We start from the raw sequence: 25,408 nt of genomic DNA, 5'->3' as shown, positions 1-25,408 counted from the left end.
TCCCGAAAGCGAGAGCACGATGAACGACCAACCGACATCCTTGCTGAACCGGCGGTGCCTGCTGAAGAACTCGGCGGTCGGCTTCGGCTACCTGGCGTTGTCGGCGCTGCTGCAAGGGGAGTCGCGACAAGCGATGGGAGCACCGACCGGTGAGGTGCCGCACTTTCCAGCACGTGCCAAGCGGGTCATCTTTCTGTTCATGAAGGGTGGTCCTTCGCATGTCGATACGTTCGACTATAAGCCGCAGCTGCAAAAGGATGACGGCAAGCCTCTTCCCTTCGACAAGCCGCGCGTACAATTCGCCCCGACCGGCAACCTGTTGGGTTCGCCATGGAAGTTTCGTCAATACGGCGAAAGTGGCATGTACGTGAGCGAGCTCTTTCCGCACGTCGCGCAGCATGTCGATGACTTGTGCTTTTTACACTCGGTCCACGGCACCAACCCTTCGCATGGCGGGGCACTATTGAAGCTGCATACCGGCAGCGATAACTTCATTCGCCCTAGCATGGGCGCGTGGGTGAATTACGGGCTGGGGAGCGAGAACGATAACCTGCCTGGTTTCGTGACAATCTGTCCTACGTTCGCTCATGGGGGCGCGAAGAATTGGGGTTCGGCGTTCCTGCCGGCCGAGTACCAAGGCATTCCCCTGGGTGTCGCCTCGCAGCCGTCGACCACGGCCAACGTCAAGTACATTGATAACCCGCGTTGGTCGAAAAATGTCCAGCGCGTGCAGCTCGACTTGATGAATGCGATGAACCGCGAGCACTTGACGCACGTGCAAAGCGAGCCTTCGCTGGAAGCGAGGATTCAATCGTTCGAGCTGGCTTATCGTATGCAGTCGAAAATGCCCGAGGCACAAGATCTCTCGCAGGAAACAGCTGAGACGATCGAAATGTACGGGCTGAACGATCCGGTCACCCAGGACTTCGGCCGGCAATGTTTGCTCGCGCGGCGTTTTGCCGAGCGGGGCGTTCGTTTCATTCAGGTGACCCACAGCGATACGAAAGTGCAGTGGGATCAACATGGCGATCTGAAAGCAGGTCACACCAAGAATGCGGCTGAGGTCGATCGACCAATCGGGGCGCTATTGGCCGATCTCAAACGCCGCGGCCTGTTAGAAGATACGCTCGTATTGTGGGGTGGCGAGTTCGGACGAACGCCGACTTGCCAAGGAAGCGGTGCCGATGGCCGCGATCACAACCCCGAAGGGTTCACCATGTGGATGGCTGGCGGCGGCGTGAAGGCCGGCTATCGCCACGGTACGACCGACCAGTACGGCTACTACGCCCAGGAAAATAAAATGCACGTGCATGATCTGCACGCGACGCTGCTGTACCTGTTGGGGCTCAATCACGAGCGGCTGACCTATCGTCACGCCGGTCGTGATTTTCGGTTGACGGATGTGCACGGTATCGTGCACCGCGAGATCCTGGCCTAGCGTGGCCCTCTTTGGCCGCGCGACTCGACAAAGTTGCTAATTCCCTAAGATGCCGAGATTCGACTAGACCTTGCGTGTCGCTGGCATTCTATTGAAGCGTATGGTCGGAATCGATTGGGCCGGGGGAACGTATCCTGCTTCCTGGCGGCCTGTCGTCGGATCCTTGTTTCATTCGGGAGCTAGTGATGAAATCGGGAAGCCTCCTGGGCCGAACGTTTGTCTTTTCGTTGGTGGCTGTGGTCCTAGCGGTCGGGTGGTTGACTGCCCGTGCCGCAGCGGATGATTCGCCGGTCGACTTTTGTATCTATTCGTCGCGGGCTGACGCCTCGTACGTAACCTCGCTACGGGAACTCTTAAGCCAGTTGAGCGACGACACGACGGTTAACATGGCCGAGTCGCTCGAGCAAGCCGCGGCTTCCGACGCCGAGGTCTTGGTGCTGGCGATGCCAGACTCGCGGCAGATTTACTCCGAAGAACTGCTAGACGCTATCAAGCGGAAGAAAGTCATTGGCCTGGACTTTGGGGCGGCGCAGTTGTTCGGTCAGTTGAAGCTGCTGATCAATGGAGGTGCCTGTCATTTTATGACACCGAAGTATCATGTGCCTCGATTGAAACAAGAGTCGAGCAAGCTCTTGGGGGATCAATCGCCGTCTCCGATGTTCCATCCGTATCGTCGAGTGGTACCTGGGGACAACTTCGGGATGTACATCTCGCCCCAGCATAATTTAATAGAACATGTCGACGTGATTGCCCGCTGCGAATTCGGGGAAGAATATGCCCCAATCGTGCGACAAGATAATTTCGTGCTGCTTGGCTACGCGGCGCATCCGAAAGATTGGAACCCGCAGTACCGGCAGTTGTTTCTGCAGGTCGCCCAGGCATTGCTTGTGAACGAAATGAGTATCTCCGAACCGGTCGAAACCCCAACCGGCAAGCCAGGCACCTACGAGTACCGACTATGGCAATCAAGGTCGCCGCTGGGCCAATCTTCGCAGGAATTCGGATTCCAGTTCGACCAGCCGGTGCAGTTTACCGCCGCGCTCACGCACACCGGCTCGAAGGCGATGATGCTGCTATTTAGGTCTGAGCTGAAGACACGCCACTCGACGCGAAAGGATGCAGAAATGGGGGAGTCGCTTGCGATCTCTGTCGATATCACCGAGGAGGACATTCGAGAGAATCGAGGACGCTATTGGATTTTGGATAGCAAGAATTTCGATCGGATCAATCCTGCCCAGTGCAAGTTGACAATCGATATCCGTCCGCTCGAAAAACTGCCTGCCGATCAGGACGATCCACCTTTGCAACTGGCTGACGAGCCGCAAATACAACTGCCGCGGTCGGACATTTCGCCGTCGCCGTATGACTTAGAATTCGATCAAAACGTTTGGACGCTAAACCCGATGGCCTCCTACGAGCGACCGGGGGCTTCCGAGGGATCTGCCGTCGATTTGAAGTACTCGATCGATGGACGTTTCATTGCCATCGGAGGAATGTTACGTGCGACCCCTCCTAGGACTCCCAGCGGCGGAATGATTGAGCTATGGGATGTGGCTGCAGGTCGGCGAACGATTTTAAGCGAGGGTATCGAGACACGGATTCATCCCACGTTGTTTTCGGTTGCGTTCTCGCCTGATTCTCGGCGGCTTGCTGCGGCGGATAGTTCGGGACGCGTGAAGGTGTGGAGTCTGGCCTACCCACCGATCGGCGAGCCGGAAGTGTTTGAATTTAAGGACGAGAACTTCTTGAATTCCACCATTGCCGATTCGCTTTGGTTTACTCCGGATGGAAAGGAGCTAATTGTGGGGGCCCATCCATCACAACGTTTCAATCTCGATACTGGGGAGAGTGTAAAGTATGTTCCCCAAGACACGGATAAGCCCAGTGGAACGGCGGCGATCGAACGCCTGCGAGGTCACTGGTATCTTCCTACGGCGAAGATTCAGGTGACGACAACCGCCCCCAGGTTTATGGAGGGGGCTGTTGTCTTTTCCGACGGTTCGTCTGGGAAAGCGAAGGCCACGATTGTCGGCCTGAGTTACGAGAGGCCAAGAATTGCCATCTCGGCCAACGGAAAGTTGTTGGCAGTGAACAGTGCCCGTATGAAGCTTACCCAAGATAGCAAGACCTGGTGGGACGAATATCGCGAATACCCTACGCACCGCATACCGCCTACGAGGATCGCGTTGTTCGAGATCAACGATGGCCTGCCGGAGTTCCTCGCCCAGGTGGAAGTGGGGCATGAGTTGATTTCGGGGATCGGGCTTTCACCGGATGGTAAGACGCTGGTTACCTGCGGAAGTCATTTGACGTTTTGGGATCTTAGCGACATTGAAAAAGAAGCCCCGGAAGATCAATGAAAACGCATGATCTGGTCGAGGCTTTGAGCACGAGCGGCGTGACCTATCGTCACGCCGCTCGTGATTTTCGGTTGACGGATGTGCACTGTGTTGTGCACCGCGAGATCTTACCCTGATCCTATATCGCTTGTTAGTTGACCGGAGGACCCAGCACACTGGCCGTTTGGGCCGGTAGCTGTAGCATCAGGCTTGGCGACTGGCTGCCGGAGTCCATTTGCAGCAGATAGCTCGGGTACTCGCCGTTCCACTTCTCGATCCGTTCGCGTTCAACCTCGAACTGCTTGAGCTGCACGAACAGTGGATCGGACTGGGCTTCGCGGGTTGCTTCGGCGATCTTCATGATCGCGTCGGCCTCACCTTCGGCGATGGTCCGGGCCATGTTCGCCTGGCCTTCGGCTTCCAGTTCGATGCGTTCGTTCTCTTTCTGTTGGGCATCGAAGAGGGCCATATTGATCACCTTCTTCTGCTGCGCGACGAAGGTCTCGTCGATCGCTTCCTGGATCTTGGGGGTCTGATAGGTGAAGCCGCCGAACATGCCGATGGTGGTGACGGTGATACCGCGTTGTTTGAAGAACGCGATCACGTCCTGGCGTACGTCGTCGACCATTTCCTGCTTGCGCGAACGGAGTTCGTCGAGGTCGTACTTGGCGGCCGTTTCGGCTGCGACCGACTGAATGCGGGCTCGCACTTCCGAGTCCATCATGTCGACTAATGAACGGCTGCGATACATGTACAGAAAACGAGCCGTGTCATCTTCTTCGATGAACGCGGTGCAGTTAAATCCAACCGAGAAACCAACTGAATCCTTGCTTTCGATCCAGATCGCTTCGTTGGCGGTCTTGGTACCGCTAGAGGAATCGGCAGTCCATTCACGTGTGACAGGCGAACGATCGACCTTGATCAGACGCACCGTGTCCATCCATTGACCCATGCTATACATGCGGCCGGTCTGGACCCAGCGATGAGGTACCTGCACGCGTTTGGCAGCGACTTTGCGCTCGGCCAGGTAACGTTCCGATTCGAACGCGACCTGCTGATCGGTGGCTCCTTCCAGCGGAATGAGGAAGCCGGTTTCCGAGGTATCGATTTCTTCGAACTCAGGCGTATCGAACGGACGGCATCCGCTCGAAGCAGCCAACAGCACGACGACACCCAGCATCGCCACCAGGCTATGCTTCGATTTCAGCGATGCGGTGCTGGCCGGTGCATCGGCTGGCGCGGTCCAACGAGTTACCAGCAGTGGTCCTACGAGGACCGCCGCGGCCAGCAGAACGAGGCCCGTCAAGGAAACCGGAAGGGACGCGTGCAGCGCGGTCAGCGTTTGCAGCGTATGCGACCAGGCCGGCGATTCCATCTGCCGCAAGGCCATCTCGTTGGCAGCGATCGGCCAGAGGTAATGCTCGACCAGCAGGTCGGCCTCCACGGCTAATCCCACCACGCACGCCAGGATAATCAGGCGACGCATCATCAACTCACTCCATGTCAACTCACGTTTCATCGAGGCTCTCCAAAAGGGGTTAGGGGGTAGTTCCGGGTCCCCTTTTGCATGGGGCGTGCCGAAAATCATGGGAATCGTGTAAGTCAAGTTATGAAAATGGGTTACGTGAAAATAGGAGTGTCCAGCTATGTGAGACTTTTCACTACATCTAGTGAAAAGTCTCACGTTCACAAGTAGCATAGGGCCATGCAATTCAAACGGCTAACGATCTACGGTTCCAACCCCGATGCACTGGACGATTTGCGTTCGGCGTTTCAAATGGCTGCGCCCGACTGCGAGGTGCGGGTGGTGCAATCAGAAAAGGAACTGCTGCGTGAGGTCAGCGCCCAGGCCGACGACAGTCTGTTCGTCATTCATGGTCCGCATGCCAGTAGCAAGCTGATTGGGGCCATGCGTCAGTTGTCGTCGACGGCACTGGTGGTGATTGCGGCCGATCAAGGAAGCGTCGAGACGGCAGCTTCGGCGATTGCGATGGGAGCGAATGATTTTCTTGTTCGTGGTCCGCAGCTGGCGGCACGGGTGGCGACGCTATTAGGGAAAATGGGCTACCTACTGGAAGTGCTCCGCGAAGCGCGGTCGCTTGATGCCCAGAACACGCAGTTGCAGAAGGATCTACGCTTTCTCGGACAGATCATCGGCAACTCACCGCAAATGAATGCGATTGTCGATCGCGTACATTTGGTAGCGCGCGTACCGCGGCCGGTCCTGATTGTCGGGGAACGGGGCACCGGCAAAGAGGTCATAGCTCGTGCGATTCATTATGCCCAAGACGATCACGCGCGACCGATGGTAACGGTCAACTGCGCGGCGTTCACGACGGCGCTGCTCGAGAGCGAATTGTTCGGCCACGAAAAGGGAGCATTTACCGGGGCCGACGAAACACGCGACGGCAAGTTTGGCCTGGCCCATGGCGGGACGCTGTTTCTCGACGAGATCGGCCACATGTCGCTGCCGTTTCAGCGGAAGATTCTGCGGGTAGTCGAGTATGGCACGTATAACCGTGTCGGCGGACATACCGAACTGCGAACATCGGCCCGCATCATTGCCGCGACGAACGTTGACCTGCGTCAGCGGATTCGCGAAGGGGAGTTTCTGAGCGACCTGTACGACCGTCTGGCGTTCGAGGTAATCGAAGTTCCGACGTTGCGAGACCGCGAAGGGGATATCGAAGTCCTGGCGCAGCACTTCCTCGATCAGTTCGCCCAAGAGATACCCCGCTTCGCCGGCAAGCAGCTATCCCGGTCGGCGATCAACGTTTTGCGGCGGTATCGTTTTCCTGGTAACGTCCGCGAGCTGAAGAACATCATCGAGCGGGCCGCTTACCGCGACACGACCGACGAGATCACGCCGGAAGATATTGGCATGCTGGCCAACGACCCGCAAGATGTCGCTGGGTCTGGCTTCAAAGAGCGGCTAGATAACTTCTGCCGCTTGATGATTAGCGAAGCGATGACCCAGTGCGGCGAAAACCAAGCCGCTGCTGCCCGACAACTGGGGCTGAGTTATCATCAGTTTCGGTATTATTACGCGAAGTACTTGGGGGATGAATCGTAGTAGCGACACGTGGTTCCTACTCTTGCACGCCCAAGCAGACTTGGGCATTGCACCCGGTCTTTTGGTGATTCTATTGGCCCCCAGGATCCCTGGCTCGACGAGGCGTCTAATTGAAATCGGTGGATACATGGACTACTTTTGAAGGAAACCCCTGAACCGACACCGTGTTTCTACTAGTCTGGCCCCACGTCGATGGCAACTTCTACCCCTCGTAAGAGACACCCCAGCTTCTCGACCTGGGTTGTGATTTCCTTGATCTTGGGGGTCGGATGCGGGCTGTTTTTGGGAGAATATGCCCAGTACATCAATTGGGTTAGTGATCTGTACGTCGGCTTGTTGCAAATGGCCGTTTTGCCGTACGTGTTGGTTTCGCTGGTCACTAATATCGGGCAGCTGACGCGAGAAACGGGTATTCGGCTGTTGCGTATCAGTTTGTTGGTGTTGCTGGTATTGTGGGCGATTGGCCTGGTTTCGCTGGCCGTTAGCGCGATGGCGTTTCCGCAGTGGGATACCGGTTCGTTTTATAGCAGTCGCTTCACCGATCCTCCCCCGGCTTACGACTGGAAGAGACTATTCATTCCGTCGAACCCTTTCGAGTCGCTGGCCGAGAACGCGGTGCCGGCGGTGGTCGTCTTTGCGATCGGGCTTGGCTTTGCCCTGATGCGTATGCCGGGCAAAGAGAAACTGTTAGAGCCGCTATCCGTGTTGATCGAGGCGTTGGCGAAGGTCAACAAGATGGTCGTCCAACTGACGCCGATTGGGCTGTTTGCCATTGCCACCAATACGGCCGGCACGATTGAATTGGGGCAGTTGAGTTTGCTGCAAGGCTACTTGCTGGCGTACTGCTTGCCAGCGATTATTCTCTCGCTGGTCGTCATGCCTGCATTTGTTTCAGCGGTGACGCCGCTACGCTACTGGGATATTCTACGAGCCTCGCGCGATCCGCTGATTACGGCGTTCGTGATCGGCAATTCGTTTGTTGTCTTGCCGATGATTGTCGAAAGCGTGAAACGGCTGCAGCAAGGTAACAGCCTGGGGGATAGTCTGCATGGGAACAAGCCGGAGTCGCTTGTTCCGCTGGCGTACCCGATGCCTGATATCGGTCGAATCGTGGCGCTAGTATTTATTCCGTTCGCTGCCTGGTTTTCTGGCACCGTGATTGCCCTTGATAAGTACCCTCCGCTGATGGGTGTTGGGTTTTTGGGGGCATTTGGCAAACCAGTGATTACAATTCCGTTACTCTTGAACATGGCCGAGTTGCCGAGTGACCTGTTTAATTTGTACTTGATCTCAGGGGTTGTCGCGGCGCGTTTCGGCGACCTGATGAAGTCGATGCACCTGATTTCGTTCACTCTGCTTACCTTTTGCGTACTGAACGGGACGATTCGTTTTCAACCGACGAAGATCGTCGGCAGATTCATCGGCTCGTTTCTGTTGCTGCTGGCGACCTCGCTGGCGACACGAGGCTACTTGATCGCGGAATTCCAGGACCACTATTCACGTGAAGCCCTGCTCACTGAGCGGACGATGGTTCCCATTCGCCGTGGCCATGGTTTTACGATGTCAAAGCATAAGATTCTGGAACAATCGGCTCCCAATCCGCAACCGATCAAGCCAGGCGAAACTCGCATCCAGCGCATTCAAGAGAGTGGCGTGTTGCGTGTCGGTTTCAGTGCCGATCGGATGCCGTTTGCTTACTACAACGGCCAGCGACAATTGATCGGGTTTGACATTCAGATGGCCTATATCCTGGCCAACGATTTGGGTGTCGATCTCGAGTTTGTACCGATCGACCGAAACAAACTGGTGCAGCAACTGCAGGAAGACCACTTCGACGTGGTGATGTCGGCGGTGGAAGGCAACGTCGACAGAGCGATCTCATTTCCTTCAAGTGATCCGTACATGGAGGTGACAATGGCCTTGGTTGTGCCGGATTACAACGAGTACAAGTTCCGCCAGCTCGATGAGATGTTGAAGATTCCACACGTGAAACTGGCAGCCGTCAAGAATAGCTACTTCGCGTCTTTAGCCAAAAAGGACTTTCCAGAGAACTTCGAGGTGGTGGAAATCGAAACGGTCGACGAATACTTCGCTGGCCGGTATCGAGAGGTGGATGGGCTGATCCTTAGTGCCGAATCTGGATCGGCCTGGACCCTGCTGTATCCTCACTTTGCGGTGGCCAACCCGCTGAATGGCCGCAACCGTGTCCCACTATATTACCTGACTGGCAACGACGCGGAATTCAACCAGGTTCTGGAAAGCTGGTTGCGACTGAAGCGAGCCGACGGAACCTATAAGTTGCTATACGACTATTGGATCCTGGGAGAAGAGAAGCGACCGCAAAAGCCACGCTGGTCGGTGCTGCGGAATGTTTTGGGGTGGGTTGAGTAGGGACCTGCCACTCTTTAGAAGAAATGTGTTGTTCGTTTGCTGCACAGACGCTCGACGTACCGCCGGTTCGTGTCGTGAGATGCAGTTCTCGGATCACAGATGGGTTATGGCTTTGGTTGGGGCTTCCAAGTCAGAGGGGAATCGATCAAGCTGCGATCAGCAAGTATTTGTGTGACGCCGGTATCGAGATCGATCTGCCACACGCTGAACTTCACGTTGCCGCCTGTGAGACCATTGGGCCACTCCGAACGCTGGAAAAGTATTCGGTCGCCTGCATGTGTGAATACAGGGTGATAACAGCCTCCGATGTTTGGTGTGAGTTCGCGTTCTGCCGCCTCGTTGGGGTCGGTGATACAGATCCTCAAGTCAGGCTCAAACTTTCCTTTTGAATAGGCAATGAACTTGCCATCGGGAGATGGAACTGCTCCCGACGGGCCAGGAATTGCTTGAGGTGCCGACGAACCATCGACAGGAATTGTCATTCTGCCGTTGGGGGTCGAGAAGACAATGTGCAAGCCATCGTTGCTGAAGAATGGTTCGAACGCAAATATATCGTCCGAGGTGAGTTGGCGTAAATTGTTTCCAGTGGCATCGATCAAACAAATAACGCCCCCCTGCTCCCAGTTTGCAGCCAGACCGCCCCACTGGTAAGTCTTATCGCGCGCGAAGGTAATGGTACTTCCATCTGGCGAGAATCGCGGCGAAGTATCATTGGCATCTTCATAGGTAAGCTGAGTTATTGCGGTACCATCGCGCCGAATCGTGAAGATATGGTCCGCGCGGTCACCAGAAACACCAGACGAATAGACGATTGATTGACCATCGGGAGAAAAACTTGGTGCTGTCTCGTAATCTGGCGTTGAGGCAATTCGTCTGGCTTTCTTCGTGGTCAAGTTGAAAAGGTATAGGTCGCGTCCCCCTTTGCCCATTGCATTGAACACGATTTCGTCATCTGCTGGAGACACGGCAATTGTCGTCCCACGATGCCCCGATGGGCGGCTGTGGTCACGCGGAGTCCCCAGGGGGCAGCCGCAAAGGCAGATAGTTACGAGGCATGCCAACGCTCGATACGGCAAAGAGGCTCTTTTTGTTTTGATATCCGGGGTTGCTGAGGAGTCCTTGCACATCGAGCCTATCCCATTGGGTTTTAGGGTATACGTTTAGATTCGAAGGGAGATATGCAATTAAGACGAACGACCCACATTAAAAGTTTGGTATAAAATCAGACGTCATCAAACGGTATTCAGCCGATACAACCTACGAGCGTTACCGTGCAGCACAGCCTCGGCTACTTCGTCGGCTTCGTCCGCTGTCAGATCGGTGTCGCGGACTGCTTCGTCGAGGGCATTACCGAGCACAGTTCGTCCCCACTTCGCGGCCAGGTAGTAGAGCTCGGGAATTTGGTGGGCGTCCGAGGCGTACATCAGTTTAGTGAACGGAGCGAGCTCTAGTAGTTCTCGCACAGTGCGCTGCATGCCGGAGACGCTTAGGTAGGGAACGGCCAGGCTCAGGTCTAAGTAGACGTGCGGATAGACCGACGCCAGGTAGCCGGCCTCGCGTGCGAAGGGGTAGGACGCATGCAAAAGCACGAACGATGCCCCGCGGTAGCGGTGGTCCTCCAGCAAAGGACGCAGATGCAGCGGGTTGGCCAGACGCAGGTCGAGATCGGGGTCGCCGAAGCCGGTGTGAAACTGCACCGGCAACTGATGGTGGGCCGCGAGTTCCAGGGCATGCAGCAGAAGGAAGTCGAGCAGCTTCTTGTCGACCATTCGCGGCCAACCATTTTGGGCGTCGGCTTGCCAGACAGCGAACTTTGCCCGTGCGTTATCGATGGAAACGGGCTGCACGTCGAGGCCGGTGCGATAAGCGATGATGCTCTTCAGCCCCACCACATCCGCAGGGGGCGGATCAAGAGCGGCCCGGTACTGGGCGAGAAAGTTGTCCAGTGACGTTGCCTTCGTGACGAGGTCTTCCGCCAACATTTCTATGCGAAGGAGTCGCTGCACCGGCACGAACTGTTGATGCCAGTCGAGCGGCAGGATGTCACCCGGCAAGAGCCCGTCGTCGATCAAAATGCCTTCCATGTTCGCGCCCGTGAAGCATTGAGCGGTCAACTGTTCGAGCGACAGCTGACTTCGACGCGTTAAGATGGCCTGTTCGGTCGGTTCGCAGGCCAGCAACTGGCCTATCTCGCGGAGACTGCGGCGGAAGAAGAACGTATGCTGGGCGTGGTGGGCAATGATGTCGGAATGGTAACCTTCGGTGAACGCGGCTCGAAACGGCTTCCGATCGGCTGCCTCGGGCTTCAGGAGATTATGGGCGTGCTGATCGAGAAGCGGTATCGCCGACAGGTCCATCAGTATCGCTCCAATAGCAGGCGGACTTCGTCGTCGAGTTGGTAGTCCTTCATGGCGTGCCACTCGGCCTGGCGCACGGCGAGGAATGCCTGGGCCAGGCCGGGACCAAGTGCTTCGGTCAGCACTTTGTTTTCCGCCAGACACTGAATCGCCTCGCCGAGATTTGACGGCAACGCATCGATCTTGCGTTGGGCCCTCTCGGCGTCGGATAGGGAGCCAGGATCGACCTGCACCGGCGATGGTGGTTTCAATCTTCGCCGGATCCCATCGAGCCCTGCGGCAACGACGCAACCGGCAGCCAGGTACGGGTTGGCTGTAGCGTCGACAGTTTTCAGTTCGAAGTGAAGTGATCCGCTACCCGTGGGACTGCTCGGAACGCGGATGGCGGCCTCGCGGTTATCGAGTCCCCAACAGCGATACGCCCCGCTCCAGTAATGAGGCTGCAATCGGCGATACGAATTTGGGCTCGGAGCGACAACCGCGGCCAGGGCCGGCAGGTGTTCGAGCACGCCTGCCAGAAACGAGAGAGCTGTTTCCGATAGTTCGCCAGGACCGCTTGGATCGGGGAAGATGTTCTCACCATCCTTCCACAGACTCAGGTGCAGATGGCAACCGCAGCCAGCTTTGTCGGCGTAGACCTTCGGCAGGAAGCTGGCTTTGAGACCATGCCGAGCGGCGACCGCGTGAACCGTTTCGCGGAAGACAACTTGCCAATCGGCTGCTTGCGTGAGCGTCGTGCAGGCCGCGGAAAGTTCGTGCTGACCGGGGCCTGACTCGGGATAGTACAACTCGATGGGGACGCTCTGATCGATCAGCGCTTCGACGATGTCATCGATGACAGGGCGTGCCAGGTCCATCGAAAGCGTGGTCGCGAAGACGGTGTCGTCGGCCGGCGCGATACGTCCGTCAGGCGTTGTTTGCAGCAGGAAGAATTCGTTCTCGAAACCAGCCATGACCTCGAAACCGTATAGTGCGGCATCGTCGGCAATCCGCCTCAGGAAGCCGCGCGGACACAAAGGCCATGGCTCGCCATCGAGCACCATATCTCCCATCACGCGAGCATGACCCGGCGCGTAAGGAAGAGGTGTCAGCGTTTCGAAGTCAGGGATAAGCCGAATCTCGCCGATCGGCCCCAGGCCAGTCTCGGGGATAACAGCGTCGTACATCGCCGGCATGGCCTGCGAGGCAGCCGTGATGCCGATGCCGTTGTCGAGGTAGTGATCCAGAGCACGCCGATGGATCGCTTTGCCGCGAATGATATTGGCGTTGTCGGTCCAAAGAACGCGGACGAAGCGAATGTCGTCGTCCAGACTATTGAGGAAATCGCTTTCCATAGGCACCTCAATGGGGTTCGAGGGTTGCACGAACTGTTTGCATCATACCCGCTGGCCAAGGGCATCAACAGATGTGCCCTGCACGAAGCCTTGTAAACGCAATCGCTAATTCCTGGAAGGAAACAATTGCGGAAACTGCGAGATCAGACGCTCGGCGTATGGTGATACGAACTGGCTAAGCTCTCGTTTGATCTGCTCGATGGAACCATATAGCCCTGAATAAGCGAGGTCGCACCCGTCGTCCAAGTAGGTGATTCGAGAGGCTTCCTCAGGAGTGATGCCTTCTTGGTGAGCGAGCGAATAAAGTTCTTTTGCAGCATGCTGCGTTGAAAACCTCTTCTCACCGTACATTAGCCCCACGAATCCAATTGATGTGGCTACTAGAAAGGTAGGCTCAGACGAACCCATGTTTCGCAGTAGGATTGCCAGGTCTATTGGGGCCATGCTTCGATTCATTGACAAGTCGAACAACTCATCGCACGGCTCTTCGAGGGCGAGGATCCAGCGGTCCGCCCATTGGGCGACATCTGATTTGTCGAAATAGCCAACGTTGAATCCGCACCGCATGACATCGGCTTCTGTGGGAATTGGATCAGCCATCTAATCTTTCGGCGGAATCGCTTGCATCATGCCGTCGAGAATATAATCGAGCTGTGCGGTAAAGATGCCGGCTTCCCCTTCGTTGTAGGCTTCAAACCAAATACCGTAGCCTTCGCCGAAGTGGTCGTCTTCGCGGTCCCAGGCTTGTTTTTCGTCGAGCTGCCTTGTCAGGCATTCGAGCAGTGCGTCGGCATCGTAGGGAAGGTGCGACAGAAACAGTCGATTGCCATCGGGGGCGAGAACGTCGGTGACCGAAATATGCACGATCGCTTTGCCATCGAAGCCATGTTCGATCAAGTTGATCCACACGGTGGATGAGCTATCACAATCGCGGGTTTTGTATTTCCAGACTTGCCCTTCCTCCAGGGGTGGCGCGAGAAGATGCTTTTGCTTGGGCTTCCCGAGATGGCTCCAGTCGATGTAAGGGGATTTGTCGGGCCAGTGATGGCTTAGATATCGAGCACACGCTTCCGACTCGGTCTTGGCACCCGTTTCGTCATAGCACTTCAGCAAATAGACGAATGCCAGAGGGCTGTTGGGCTCGGCCACCGCGGACTGCTCGAAATAGGGAATCGCCTCGGTGAAGTTGAGCTCTTCGACATAGCCGATCGCGTAGTTGTCCAACGCCTCGATATGAGTTGGCAGAAGCGTAAATGCTTGCCGGTAGTATTGTCTCGCGTACGAGCGCTCCCCTGCCCTGTCGGCCGAGAGGCCACGTCGGTACGATGCCTGGGCTTTCGAGATGAGCTCGACTAATTCTTCCTCCGGTAACTCTTGAAGCGAACTGCGATCGAGATTGATCTTCTCGCAAAGCTGATTCCAAATTTCGTTGGGATCTTCCGGTGGGCTACTTTTAAAACGATCGAAGAATCCCATAGCAGTCGCTTTTCAAGTCGATGTTTGCAATAAGGTGTACGATGCGCTGATCTTGATGCGTGTGATTGTTCTGTCAGGCGTCCAGGGTATCACTCGTAGAGGGCAAAGTCATCTTCCCAAATGATGCCGAGGGGCAGCAGGGTGATGTCGTCGGTAAAGTACCGATCATGATCCTGCGGATTAGGAAGCGAATAGGGGTTGAGTGTCATCAAGCGGATCGCCTCTGGGGTCAATTCTCGATCAGCGTCCAGCATGCCCAGTAGAAGGGATGGGCTGCGGAGTTCTCTTCTCGGTGGCGACGGATACACTCGAGTTGGGCATTTCGTAATGCGTCTGCATGCGAGTCGCCATCGGCGATCTGCTGAAAAAAGTTTGACATGAGAATCGCCGTTTCGCGGTCGGATACGGGCCAAAGTGTTGAGACAACTCTTTGGGCACCAGCGATTTGAAAAGCCTGGCAAAGCCCTGCGATGCCGTCTCCTGTTCTGACATCGCCGACGCCTGTTTCGCAGGCACTAAGCACGACCAGTTCGGTCCCTTGCAGGTCGATATCGATGACTTCCATTCCCGTGAGAATCCCATCATCGAGATCGACCGGGGGGTTGTTGCAGCCGGCCATCAACACGCCGCAGCGAAGAAGAGGGTTATCGACTTGTTGGATGGTTGCATACTCTTGCTTCAGCGGGCTGCTGAGTCGCGCGAGTATCTGTGGTTCGAGCTTGGGTTCTGGTAGAAAGAAGCCATGCGTGCTCAGTAGCAGAATCTTCGGCCCTGTGACTCGCTTTACCACCCCTTCGAGCGCTGCTTCCCCCAGGAACGACTTGGGTGCTCCACCCCCGATTTTCTCGATACTCGGGGTGACAGCCGCCGCTTCTTCTTTGGTACCAGGCAAACGCCCCACTGGTGGCAACTTGGTTTGAACAGCGAAACGGTCGGTGATGCTGCTCTTGGGAGCGGGATTGCGGAATATCTTGGCCAGGGCCGCTTTGGAGTCGGCCGGCGATAGGTCGTAATCTGGATCGGCGAAAATCAAGGGGATTCGCGTACTCGTCTTTTCTTCTTTGGGCAGGAGTTCTCGGCCGCTGCCAACGTATTGCACCTGATAGTCCTCGACCAGATAGTGGGCCTCGTTGCCAGGCAAAGCGGCCCAGGGAAGGAGCCAAAGTGTTGAATCTGGACTGATGATCAACTGATTGGTTGCCTCGGGGAGTTTGTCCTTCAAGGGCTGCCATACCAGGCCAGCAACCTCCTGAAGTGCCGTTTTGCACTGCTTGGTCGCCTCGCTTTCCTTCTTGGAAGCCAGTAGCTGTGTATCGCCAATGACAGTTCGTACGTCTGTAATCTTGGCATTGATCACTGCGGATGGTCCCAGGTCGACCAATTGAACCTCTCCTTGATTTTCTGCCGGAATGATCCATGCCAAATAGCGTTCTGGTTCGCCCATCGCTTCGGTCCCTTTGGCCGACAGATTGAACGTTACCGGTTGAAGGATGTTAATGAAGACCTGGTTAGGTTTCAGTTGGCTGCGGATATCATTGAGGGAGATCCAGCCTGGAGTTACCTCATTGCGGCCCTGCTTGCGCGCGATTTCACCACTCAGTTGGTTCTCGGCTTCGGTCATCACTTGCAGCACGGACTGGCGGCTGGCGCGTGAGGCAGGGCTCGATGAAGCCATCGTGATGGCGGCGATCGTTCCACGAACTTCTTTTAGCTTGGCGATCTTGTCGCGCAGATCAGGATCGTCGGAATGCATGGTCAGTTGGGTCTGTTTCGCCAGGATCTCGGTGGTCATCGACTTGCCGTTTAAGACCCATTCGGCCGACTTGGACGCGACCTCTGGTTGGTCCGAGTGCTGCCGTGCGACGGACAAGGCCTTGGCGAGACTACCAATGAGCCCCAGCCGAAGTTGTTCTTGCTCGCGGGAACTGGAAGAAGCCAATAGTACGTGTGTCGACTGAGCTTTGGCTTTTTGCGATTGATCGAACAAGTCTAAGGCCTGTTCCCACTTCCCATTTGCCGCGAACACGGTCGCCAAGGTGGTTTGGCCGTTGACCAGCAGGTAGCTCTCCGGAGGAAGACTCTCGGTCATGATTTCCTGAGCTTCTTGCAGAAACTCTTCGGCCTTGTCGTAGTTCCCTAATTTGTAATGGAGGTAGCCCAGGTTCATCAGGGCAACAGTTGCATTGCCATGTTCGGCCCCGCGAGTGTTTTGGGCGATCTCCAAAGCAAGCTGGGCGTAGCGCAGCGACTCTTCGTATTCACCTTTTAATGAGTGCAAAACGCCAAGCCCGCCGACCATCAAGCCCGTTGTCGCATGATTCTCGCCGTTGACCTTGCGTGACACTTCCAGGGCTTTTTCATAGCCACGTTGAGCCGTGTCGAATTCTCCTTGAGATGCCAGGACATGCGATAGATGCAGCATCGAAAGAGCTGTCTCGCTATGTTCGTCGCCAAGGCTTTCACGACGAATCTTCAGCGCCTCTTCGTGATACTTACGGGCTTCTTCCAAATTGCCTGTATGACGGAAGAATTCGCCCAGGACGTCCATGCAATAGGCCGTTTGCGGATGTTTAGCTCCAAAGACGGCCAGACGAATCTTAAAGGCGGCGTCAAACAGGCTGCGCGCACGTGGGTAGTCTTGTTTTTCCTGGAATACCTGGCCCAGATTATCGGCACTGATCGCCGTTTTGTCGTGCGCGGCACCCAAGACTTTTTGCGAAGTCTGCAGTGCGGCGAGTAAATGCAGCGTTGCCGCATCTAGTTCGCCCGTTTCGCGTTCGAGCCGGCCGATATTGTTGAGAAGCGTGACGGTGAGTTCGCTTTCTTTGCCAGCGGTCTTCTCGCAGATGACGAGGGCTTCCTGAAAATGTTGCCTGGCCGCCGCGTAGTCCCCTAAGCGGTTCAGCGTCTCGCCAAGGTTGTTCTTGGCTAAGGCGACATCGGCAGTCGCACCCCCAGGCTGTGCAAGCTTGCTATTAAGAATCATTTCAAAATCGGCTTTGGCGCCTTGGTAGTCACCTTGTTCGACTTTGACGGATGCCAGATTGGTTAAGCATGCCAGTGTCTCGGGATGTTGCTCTCCCAGCTTTTCGCTGCGAACCTTCAGGGCTTTCTCTAAATGGGTACGAGCCTCATCCAGCCGACGCAGCTTGGTTAACACGAATCCCAGATTCGACCGCAGGTAGGCGGCCATCAGGTCATCGTCCCCGGCCATTTTCACTTGGCGGTCCAACGCTTCCTCGAAGGACGCGGCCGCCGGAGCAAGTACCTGCAGTTTCGTAAGCGTGTTGGCTTCCATAATCACGCAGTTGATGTAGGCACTCTCATTGAATTGGCTGCGATCCTTCAAACTACGCTGGAGCTTGAGCGACTGCTGGAAATTCGTAAGGGCACTCTTGTTGTCACCCAGCCCCAAGTCAATCTGGCCTAGGACCAGATAGTTGACGGCAGTCCGGATATCGCGATCTCCGTACAGTTTCTTATTAAGCTCTAGTTCTTTGAGCGAAAGCTTCTTCGCATCAGCGAACTTTCCGGCGGCATTCATCTGCAGTGTCGCATTACGAAGCGCTGCCGCGTCTTCTTGCTCGCCTGCCATTAGGTTGACTGGAACAACTGCGAAAGCCGTGGCACAAATCAACAGCAGAACGAGCTTGGTTCGTTTCCGTGCGTGAAACATATCGATTTCTTATGAAGAGCTAAACGGTTATGTGAAATGATGAGTGTCACGTCTTCGCACAAACGCGGCTTCGGAATTCGATACCGAAAGCTCGACCGTCTGCCGTCAGACAAGGAAGAGACTTCTCAAGCCAAGCTTGGAGATAAGTGTAGTAAGCGATTGAGAAGCTCTGATGATGAGGATTGAGGGGAATGGTACGATGAACCCCCTCCTGGGACAGCAGCAGTATAAAGGGTACGCTCAGGGTATGCAGCATGAGTTTGTGAAGTTTTGCGCATTCACTTTGCATCAAAAGAAGGGAGAAGCACGTTTTACGACTTCCGCACTCGCTCAGCCCAGTCGGCGTGCTCTTTCTTGAACTGCTGGAACTTGTCGTATTCCTTCTCGTCGATCTGGCTGTCTTGGTTCTGATCGATGAAGAGGAATAGGAACTCCCAGCCTGATTTGCCGGCGTTCCACTCGATCTGACTAACGAGTTGGTCTTCGTTTTTGTCACACTCTTTCAGAAGCCGGGCGAAATCGAGGTGGTTGGAGTTCGGGCGGCTAGGCGAGTCGACGGCGGGGTCCCAGGTAAGTTTCTGCCCTGCTCTTTCGAGCGCGGCCAGGTACTTCTTGGTGTCGATCTGTTGCACGGGAACGTGCTCTTCGATTGCCTGCACGGCGGCTACCCCAGCCGATTCACCGCAGATCATAAAGACCGGCTCCATGCGTGCCGATGCATACCCCAGGTGACTGGCCGAAAAGCAAACCGGCACTAGCACGTTGGTACACTCGGCCTGCTTGGGGACGATGGCCTGGTACGGCACCGCGTAAGGAACGTTGGTCGGTCCCTTGTTACCGCCGACGAACATGTTTCCTTCGTTGGCAACCAGTGTCTGACCATCTTCCTGAATGACGATCCGTCGCGAGGGGTAGGTATCGATGCCATACTGAGCGAGGCCCACCGGCACTTCGACCTGGGTGCGGTTGTAGACATCGTGCGCGGTGATCGTGTACTCGGCATCCAGGCGGCGCGAGACTCGAATGTAAAGCTGATGCGGCCAGCCGGCTGTTTCTTCGTGGTAGCGGCCATCGAGACCGAGTTGGGCCACTTCTTCCCGATACCAATCGGGTACGCGGGCATCGGTTCGCATGAACTCGAACAGACCACGCAGGTAATTCTGATGGGCCTTCCATACGCGGGCCTTCATGGCGGCATCGCCACTGGCGTAGTCCTGGCTGATTCCCAGCGGGGCCATGGTAATCAGCGAATCTCTCTGGTAGTTCCATTCGCCAGAGTTCTTCCAGCCTGGGCACACCCCGATTAGCTTCTTGCGAAGGGCCTCTTTGTCTTCGATCGTTTGCGTGAGGTACTCGACGTATCGGCCGACCAGTTCATAATCCTTGGCCGAGTACCCTTCGGGGGCGTCGATCGGCAGGCGATTCTCAGGCACGTTGGTCGTGTAGTAGCGGTAGTTGTAGGCCTGGGTGTACTTGTCGGCCGAGCCTACCGGTTTGCCGTGATCGGTCTGAAGCAGATTCAAGAGGCCACTCTGTGGATCGCCTGGCGTGACGTACGGATCGATCGGGGTCTTCACGACTGGGGGACGAACGCCGTTGGCTTCCTCGTCGAACTGCTCGGCCGATTCGCGACCGGTGCGATACGAACAGCCTGCCGCTGCGAAGAGGTCTCCTTCGTAGCTGGCATCGATAAACATCTTGGCTTGGACCGTCAGATTGCCGCGTTTGGTTGGCTCGACGGGTGGGCAGCCCAGGTCATCGAATGGGGCGAGATCGAACGATGCCGACTTGAGCCGGGCATCGACCATCTGACAGGTACCCATGCGATGCTCGTGGATGACCTGGATCTCATGTTCGTCCAACAGACGCTGAAAGTCTTGGCGAATAGCCGGGACGATCACGGTGCCGTCGGCGATGCCAGGCCCATGCCCCAGGCTGGTCAGCAGCGGCTTGGTCATGCCGCCGGTGGCGTTGTAGTTGGGGCAGTCCTGCATCGGCTTGAGACCGGCCCCCAGCATTCCTCCGACCCAGCGGCTCGGTTCGATAATCACCACCTCTTTGCCGGCCTGCTTTACGGCGATGGCCGCCAAAATACCGGACGGAGTGGCTGTGTACACACAGACGTCCGTTTCGATCGTCTCTGCCTGAGATGTTGTGTGGGTGGTGATCGCCAGCAGTAAAGCCAGACAAACAACAAGACGTCGCATGAGGTTTCCTTTGGCAGAAGGATTGCCGCTGCGAGTTGGTCAAGCAACCAGCCAGGCAACCAAGACTGGGGGATGGGGTTGGTACCACCTTAATCTTCTGGCAGATGGTTTTCCAGCAGGAAGAGGACGCGACCGCGGATTACGCCGACGGGCGCGAATGAGAATTCATTCGTTGCGAATCGCGGGCATATCCGCAATCCTCAAAAAAGCCCTGGAAGGGGCAAACCTTCCAGGGCTCAAGGGATGACTTGGTTCGCGAGGATTCGCGACTACTTCGATTCCTTCAGCAGCTTCAACAGCACCGTTTGAAGGATTCCGCCGTTGCGGTAGTAATCGAGTTCCACCGGTGTGTCGATGCGGACCGTGGCATCGAAGGTGGTGACTTCTCCATCGGCGCTCTTGGCCGAAACGGTGACCTTCTGTAGCGGCTTGAGATCTTCCGGCAGGTAGATGTCGTAAGTCTCTTCGCCGGTCAGGCCCAGCGATTCCCACGAGGCGTCGTTAGGGAATTCCAGCGGCAGCACGCCCATACCAATCAGGTTGCTACGGTGGATACGCTCGAAGCTGGAAGCGATGACCGCTTTCACACCGAGCATGAACGTTCCCTTGGCGGCCCAGTCGCGCGAGCTACCGGTGCCGTATTCCTTACCGGCGATAACCACCAGCGGCGTGCCTTCTTCTTTGTAGATCTCGGCGGCGTCGAAGATCGACATCGTTTCGCCGGTCTTGAAGCACTTCGTATAGCCACCTTCCTTTTCAGGAGTCAGGCGATTGCGGATACGAATGTTGGCGAACGTACCGCGGTGCATCACACGGTCGTTACCACGACGCGAGCCGTAGCTGTTGAAGTCGACCGGTTCGACGCCGTGCTCCATCAGGTACTTGCCGGCTGGGCTGTCCTTGGCGATGGCACCCGCAGGCGAGATATGGTCGGTCGTGACCGAGTCACCCAGCAGAGCCAACACGCGAGCACCGGTGATCGATACGATTGGTTCGACCGATTCTTTAACGTCGTCCAGGAACGGCGGCTCTTGGATGTAGGTGCTGTCGGCGTCCCATGTGTACAGCTCGGAGTCGGCCACGTTGATGGCATTCCAGCTCGGGTTCGATTCGTACGCGCTGTTGTAGCGTTCGCGGAACATCTCAGGCGTGATCGCCTTTTCCACCGTTTCAGCGATCTCTTCGTTGGTCGGCCAGATGTCCTTCAGAAAGACCGCTTCGCCAGCGTCATTGGTACTGATCGGATCGTTGTCCAGATCGATATCAACGGTGCCAGCCAGGGCATAAGCGACGACCAGTGGTGGGCTGGCCAGGTAGTTCGCTTTAACGTGTGGATTCACACGTCCTTCGAAGTTGCGGTTACCGCTAAGAACAGCGGAGGCAACCAACGAGCCCTTGGTGACGGCGGCGGCAACCGGTTCAGGCAGCGGACCGCTGTTGCCGATGCACGTGGTGCAGCCGTAGCCGACCAGGTTGAAGCCGAGCTTCTCGAGGTCGTCCATCACTTCGGCTTTATTCAGGTAATCGGTCACCACGCGCGAACCAGGAGCAAGGCTGGTCTTCACGTATGGTTTGACGCTCAGGCCCTTGGCGACGGCCTTCTTGGCCAGCAGACCAGCGGCCAGCATCACGCTGGGGTTGCTGGTATTGGTGCAGCTGGTGATGGCCGCGATGACCACGGCACCGTGGCCAATATCGGTCGACTTGCCGTTGTCTTCAACCGTTGCCGTGCGGGCCAGGTCGGCATCGCCCAGGCCGAAACCACGCTCGTTCGGCGATGTGACCAGCGACTTCTTGAATTCGGTCTGCATATTGGCCAGCGGCACGCGGTCTTGAGGACGCTTCGGACCGGCCAGCGATGGCTCGACGGTCGAGAGGTCCAGGCGAACCAGCGACGTGTAGCTTGGCTTCACGTCGTCGGTGCGGAACAGGCCTTGTTCCTTGGTGTAACGTTCCACTCGTTCGACTTCGATATCGGTACGACCGGTACGTCGCATGTAGTTCAGCGTTTCGGCATCGACCGGGAAGAAGCCCATGGTCGCACCATATTCAGGGGCCATATTGGCAATGGTGGCTCGGTCGGCCAGGCTCATGTGCGAGACGCCAGGACCGAAGAACTCGACAAACTTACCGACGACCCCTTCCTTGCGCAAGATCTGGGTGATGGTCAGCACCATATCGGTGGCGGTAACACCAGCACCGAGCTTGCCGGTCAGTTCGAAGCCGACAACTTGCGGCGTGAGCATGTAGATCGGTTGACCCAGCATGACGGCTTCGGCTTCGATACCACCCACGCCCCAGCCAACGACACCCAGGCCGTTAATCATGGTGGTGTGGCTATCGGTACCGACCAGCGAGTCTGGCAGGCAGACCTTCCCCTTTTCGTCTTCACGAACGAAGACCCCCTTGGCCAGGTATTCCAGGTTCACCTGGTGCACGATACCGACGTTCGGTGGAATGGCCTGGAAGTTCTTGAGCGACTTCTGACCCCAGCGGAGGAACTCGTAGCGTTCCTTGTTGCGCTTGAATTCGAGGGCCACGTTCTGATCGAGGGCCTGCTCGGTACCGAAAGCATCGACCTGCACCGAGTGGTCGATCACCAAGTCGACCGGGATGAGCGGGTTGATTTTGGCTGGGTCGCCACCTAAACGCTGCATGGCACTTCGCATGGCGGCCAGGTCGACCACGCACGGCACGCCGGTGAAGTCCTGCAGGACGACGCGGGCCGGCATGAACGGAATCTCGCTGGGGGCCGGGCTTTCGGCCTTCCAAGCGGCCAGGGCCTTCACGTCGTCTTCCGAGACGATATAGCCGTCGCAGTTACGCAGCACGGATTCCAGAAGAACGCGGATCGAGAAAGGAAGCTTATCAATGTCTCCCAGGCCGGCTTCTTGTAGCTTGCGAATGCGGTAGATCCCCAGATCCCCTTCCGAGGTGGAAAACACGTCGCGAGCGCCGAACGGATCGAACTTTGCGGTCATCGTACTCGTTCTTTCTAAAGCGTATCTATTGAGGCATATCGGTAGATGCTCCCAATTCTAGCGAAAGCCGAAGGGGTTGTCTTCCAGGGAACTGGCGACGTTTTGGGGGGCTTGCGGGACCGATCGGCAGCATTTTGATCGCCTGTGGCCTGCAATTGCCCTCCGCATATGGGTGGTTCACCATTTCGGCAGCTACGCCCCCCATTTTCCCCCTCGGAAAACTATTAGGTTGGGTTATAACGCCTGCGCAAAACGTAACGCGCAAGTGAGTTGATTCTTCCCGTGTGTGACCTAGGCTTTCCTCGAAACGTCTTTTCCCCACCTCTCTGGCAGTGCTTGCGCAACGAAGATAACAACTATGTCCGACCCGCTTAAAGATTTGTTGGCTCAACTGGCTGGTAGCGATGCGGCAGACTCTGGGGATATCGATCCCTGGCAATTGGTAGAGGCCATTGCGCCAGAGGAAGACCCACAAGATGCGAGTGACAAGTCGCTCGAGGCGATGATCTCGCGGATCAACAGCATGACCAGCCGTGGTTCGGACGACGAAGGTGCGTTTGCTGAAACGGCCCGTGCTGCCGCGGCAACGCCAACCCCTTCGATCAATCTGCAAGAGGACGGCGATATGCCGTTCTACCCGCGCGAGCCTGAATCGCTGCGTGAAGCGCATCTCACCGGAACCGACGTCGAAGCGTTGTGCTTGAAGTACCTGCTTACCGCTGGTGAAGCCTCTGGCCGCGAGATCGCCGGCCAGTTATGCATCCCATTTCTGCTGATGGACGAATCGTTGCGGAAGATGAAGTACGACCAGTTGGTCGTTTACAAAGACACCGCTCAGGCAGGCGACTACGTTTATTACCTCACCGATCTCGGTCGCGAACGTGCCCGGCGTTACAACGAACACTGCACCTATTACGGCTCGGCACCGGTGTCGCTTCACGACTATGTGGCCAGCGTTCGCGCTCAGTCACTGGAAGGCCAGTCCCCTAGCGTCCAGGCGTTGGAAACCGCGTTCGAAGACCTCTTGATCAACAAGGCCATGTTCCGCCGGCTTGGTCCAGCGATCAACAGCGGCCGTGGTCTGTTTCTCTTTGGTGCGCCTGGTAATGGTAAAACGAGTATCGCCGAACGTGTCACCCGCGCCTTCGGTAAGTACATCTGGGTTCCTCGTGCGATTGGAATCGATGGCGAGATCCTCCGCGTCTTCGACCCGGCAGTGCACGATGAAGTGCCGCTGGAAGATGGACCCGGTATCATGCAGCAGCATCGTATCGATCGCCGCTGGGTGCGGATCAAACGTCCCACGATCATCGTCGGTGGTGAACTTACGATGGATAACCTTGAAATCAGCACCATTCAAGCCACCGGCGTCAGCGAAGCACCGCTACAACTGAAAAGCAACTGCGGCACGCTGGTGATCGACGACTTTGGTCGTCAGCGAATGAGCACCGACGAGCTACTCAACCGCTGGATTGTGCCGCTGGAAAAACGCTACGACTTCCTAAACATGCGCGGCGGTAAGAAGATTCAGGTGCCGTTCGATCAGTTGATTGTCTTCTCGACCAACTTGGAACCACGCGACCTGTGCGACGACGCGTTTTTGCGTCGTATTCCCTACAAGATCGAAGTGGTCGATCCGACCGAACAAGAGTTCCGCCAGTTGTTCGATATCATGTGCCCGATGATGGGGTTCACGATCAATGAACCGGCGATCGACTACCTGATCGAGAACCACTACAAGAAGGTCAACCGCCCGTTCCGCTGTTGCCAGCCGCGCGACCTTCTGATGCAGGTCCGCAATATGTGTCTGTACGAAAACGCCCCACTGGAGCTGACCAAAGATTACTTCGACGGGGCTGTCGATAACTACTTCGCGGTGATGTAGTAAATCGCAAGTGTGTCCTCCATGGTCCCCTCTCCCCTGAGGGGAGAGGGCTAGAGTGAGGGGCTTCTGAGAGAGGTTTGGCTTGCATTTCTAGCCAACGTTCTCTTCTCTCACCAGCACAAATCGGGCATGTGCTACCGCCGAGCAGCATGTCCCCTCACCTTAACATTCTCCCCGCAGGGCATGGGGATAAGATAATTCGTCTCCCCTCCTCTTCTCCGCCGTGGGCGCGTGGACGATGGGGATGCGTT

General features: G+C 56.4%; 14 protein-coding genes. 5 read left to right on the top strand and 9 right to left on the bottom strand.

Features of this window, described 5'->3' with window-relative positions; all coding sequences use genetic code 11:
- Nucleotides 1-19 precede the first annotated feature (19 nt).
- Both C5Y96_RS11110 and C5Y96_RS11105 read left to right on the top strand, forming a co-directional pair.
- Complete coding sequence (locus tag C5Y96_RS11110; RefSeq protein WP_105353113.1) at nt 20-1,438, top strand: DUF1501 domain-containing protein; 1,419 nt, start codon at nt 20-22, stop codon at nt 1,436-1,438.
- A gap of 185 nt (nt 1,439-1,623) precedes the next feature.
- Nucleotides 1,624-3,798, top strand: a complete 2,175-nt coding sequence (locus C5Y96_RS11105; RefSeq protein WP_105353112.1) for a WD40 repeat domain-containing protein — start codon at nt 1,624-1,626, stop codon at nt 3,796-3,798.
- Nucleotides 3,799-3,928: 130 nt separating this feature from the next.
- On the opposite strand, the gene C5Y96_RS11100 is transcribed toward C5Y96_RS11105, so the two are convergent.
- The gene (locus C5Y96_RS11100; protein WP_158261180.1) at nt 3,929-5,296 is read right to left on the bottom strand and encodes an SPFH domain-containing protein; all 1,368 of its coding nucleotides are present in this window, start codon (nt 5,294-5,296) and stop codon (nt 3,929-3,931) included.
- Between the two features lie 186 nt (nt 5,297-5,482).
- Between C5Y96_RS11100 and C5Y96_RS11095 the strand changes: the two genes are divergently transcribed.
- Both C5Y96_RS11095 and C5Y96_RS11090 read left to right on the top strand, forming a co-directional pair.
- Nucleotides 5,483-6,850, top strand: coding sequence for a sigma-54-dependent transcriptional regulator (locus C5Y96_RS11095; RefSeq protein ID WP_105353110.1), 1,368 nt, complete (start codon nt 5,483-5,485; stop codon nt 6,848-6,850).
- 192 nt (nt 6,851-7,042) lie between these two features.
- Nucleotides 7,043-9,241 carry a cation:dicarboxylate symporter family transporter gene (locus tag C5Y96_RS11090; protein WP_105353109.1) on the top strand — a complete coding sequence of 733 codons (2,199 nt, stop codon included), beginning with the start codon at nt 7,043-7,045 and terminating at the stop codon, nt 9,239-9,241.
- A 104-nt stretch (nt 9,242-9,345) separates the two neighbouring features.
- Here C5Y96_RS11090 and C5Y96_RS11085 read toward each other — a convergent pair whose 3' ends face one another.
- The 8 genes from C5Y96_RS11085 to acnA form a co-directional block, all read right to left on the bottom strand.
- Nucleotides 9,346-10,206 carry a TolB family protein gene (locus C5Y96_RS11085; RefSeq protein ID WP_158261179.1) on the bottom strand — a complete coding sequence of 287 codons (861 nt, stop codon included), beginning with the start codon at nt 10,204-10,206 and terminating at the stop codon, nt 9,346-9,348.
- A gap of 267 nt (nt 10,207-10,473) precedes the next feature.
- Nucleotides 10,474-11,598 (bottom strand): amidohydrolase family protein, encoded by a 1,125-nt coding sequence (locus tag C5Y96_RS11080; RefSeq protein WP_105353105.1) that lies wholly within the window; start codon nt 11,596-11,598, stop codon nt 10,474-10,476.
- Complete coding sequence (locus C5Y96_RS11075; RefSeq protein ID WP_105353103.1) at nt 11,598-12,932, bottom strand: glutamine synthetase family protein; 1,335 nt, start codon at nt 12,930-12,932, stop codon at nt 11,598-11,600. The genes C5Y96_RS11080 and C5Y96_RS11075 overlap by 1 nt, the downstream gene beginning before the upstream one ends.
- Before the next feature lie 105 nt (nt 12,933-13,037).
- Complete coding sequence (locus tag C5Y96_RS11070; protein WP_105353101.1) at nt 13,038-13,532, bottom strand: hypothetical protein; 495 nt, start codon at nt 13,530-13,532, stop codon at nt 13,038-13,040.
- On the bottom strand, nt 13,533-14,408 hold the full coding sequence (locus C5Y96_RS11065; protein WP_105353098.1) for a hypothetical protein: 876 nt from the start codon (nt 14,406-14,408) through the stop codon (nt 13,533-13,535).
- Nucleotides 14,409-14,637: 229 nt separating this feature from the next.
- On the bottom strand, nt 14,638-18,084 hold the full coding sequence (locus C5Y96_RS11060) for a CHAT domain-containing protein (protein WP_105353096.1): 3,447 nt from the start codon (nt 18,082-18,084) through the stop codon (nt 14,638-14,640).
- A gap of 311 nt (nt 18,085-18,395) precedes the next feature.
- The gene (locus C5Y96_RS11055; protein WP_105353094.1) at nt 18,396-20,291 is read right to left on the bottom strand and encodes an FAD-dependent oxidoreductase; all 1,896 of its coding nucleotides are present in this window, start codon (nt 20,289-20,291) and stop codon (nt 18,396-18,398) included.
- A 269-nt stretch (nt 20,292-20,560) separates the two neighbouring features.
- Complete coding sequence (acnA, locus tag C5Y96_RS11050) at nt 20,561-23,272, bottom strand: aconitate hydratase AcnA (RefSeq protein ID WP_105353092.1); 2,712 nt, start codon at nt 23,270-23,272, stop codon at nt 20,561-20,563.
- 358 nt (nt 23,273-23,630) lie between these two features.
- Here acnA and C5Y96_RS11045 point away from each other — a divergent pair, with 358 nt between their 5' ends.
- The gene (locus tag C5Y96_RS11045; RefSeq protein ID WP_105353090.1) at nt 23,631-25,157 is read left to right on the top strand and encodes an AAA family ATPase; all 1,527 of its coding nucleotides are present in this window, start codon (nt 23,631-23,633) and stop codon (nt 25,155-25,157) included.
- Nucleotides 25,158-25,408 lie beyond the last annotated feature (251 nt).

Origin of the sequence: Blastopirellula marina (genome assembly GCF_002967715.1) — a bacterium.
GTDB lineage: Bacteria > Planctomycetota > Planctomycetia > Pirellulales > Pirellulaceae > Bremerella > Bremerella marina_B.
This window is presented reverse-complemented; position numbering and strand designations above follow the sequence as displayed.

Bases quoted from the DNA above. Each gene is read 5' to 3' on its own strand.
- C5Y96_RS11090 (WP_105353109.1), top strand. From the start codon at position 7,043: ATGGCAACTTCTACCCCTCGTAAGAGACACCCCAGCTTCTCGACCTGG.
- C5Y96_RS11080 (WP_105353105.1), bottom strand. From the start codon at position 11,598: ATGGACCTGTCGGCGATACCGCTTCTCGATCAGCACGCCCATAATCTC.
- C5Y96_RS11045 (WP_105353090.1), top strand. From the start codon at position 23,631: ATGTCCGACCCGCTTAAAGATTTGTTGGCTCAACTGGCTGGTAGCGAT.
- C5Y96_RS11075 (WP_105353103.1), bottom strand. From the start codon at position 12,932: ATGGAAAGCGATTTCCTCAATAGTCTGGACGACGACATTCGCTTCGTC.
- C5Y96_RS11065 (WP_105353098.1), bottom strand. From the start codon at position 14,408: ATGGGATTCTTCGATCGTTTTAAAAGTAGCCCACCGGAAGATCCCAAC.
- C5Y96_RS11105 (WP_105353112.1), top strand. From the start codon at position 1,624: ATGAAATCGGGAAGCCTCCTGGGCCGAACGTTTGTCTTTTCGTTGGTG.
- C5Y96_RS11100 (WP_158261180.1), bottom strand. From the start codon at position 5,296: ATGAAACGTGAGTTGACATGGAGTGAGTTGATGATGCGTCGCCTGATT.
- C5Y96_RS11070 (WP_105353101.1), bottom strand. From the start codon at position 13,532: ATGGCTGATCCAATTCCCACAGAAGCCGATGTCATGCGGTGCGGATTC.
- acnA (WP_105353092.1), bottom strand. From the start codon at position 23,272: ATGACCGCAAAGTTCGATCCGTTCGGCGCTCGCGACGTGTTTTCCACC.
- C5Y96_RS11055 (WP_105353094.1), bottom strand. From the start codon at position 20,291: ATGCGACGTCTTGTTGTTTGTCTGGCTTTACTGCTGGCGATCACCACC.
- C5Y96_RS11060 (WP_105353096.1), bottom strand. From the start codon at position 18,084: ATGTTTCACGCACGGAAACGAACCAAGCTCGTTCTGCTGTTGATTTGT.
- C5Y96_RS11095 (WP_105353110.1), top strand. From the start codon at position 5,483: ATGCAATTCAAACGGCTAACGATCTACGGTTCCAACCCCGATGCACTG.
- C5Y96_RS11110 (WP_105353113.1), top strand. From the start codon at position 20: ATGAACGACCAACCGACATCCTTGCTGAACCGGCGGTGCCTGCTGAAG.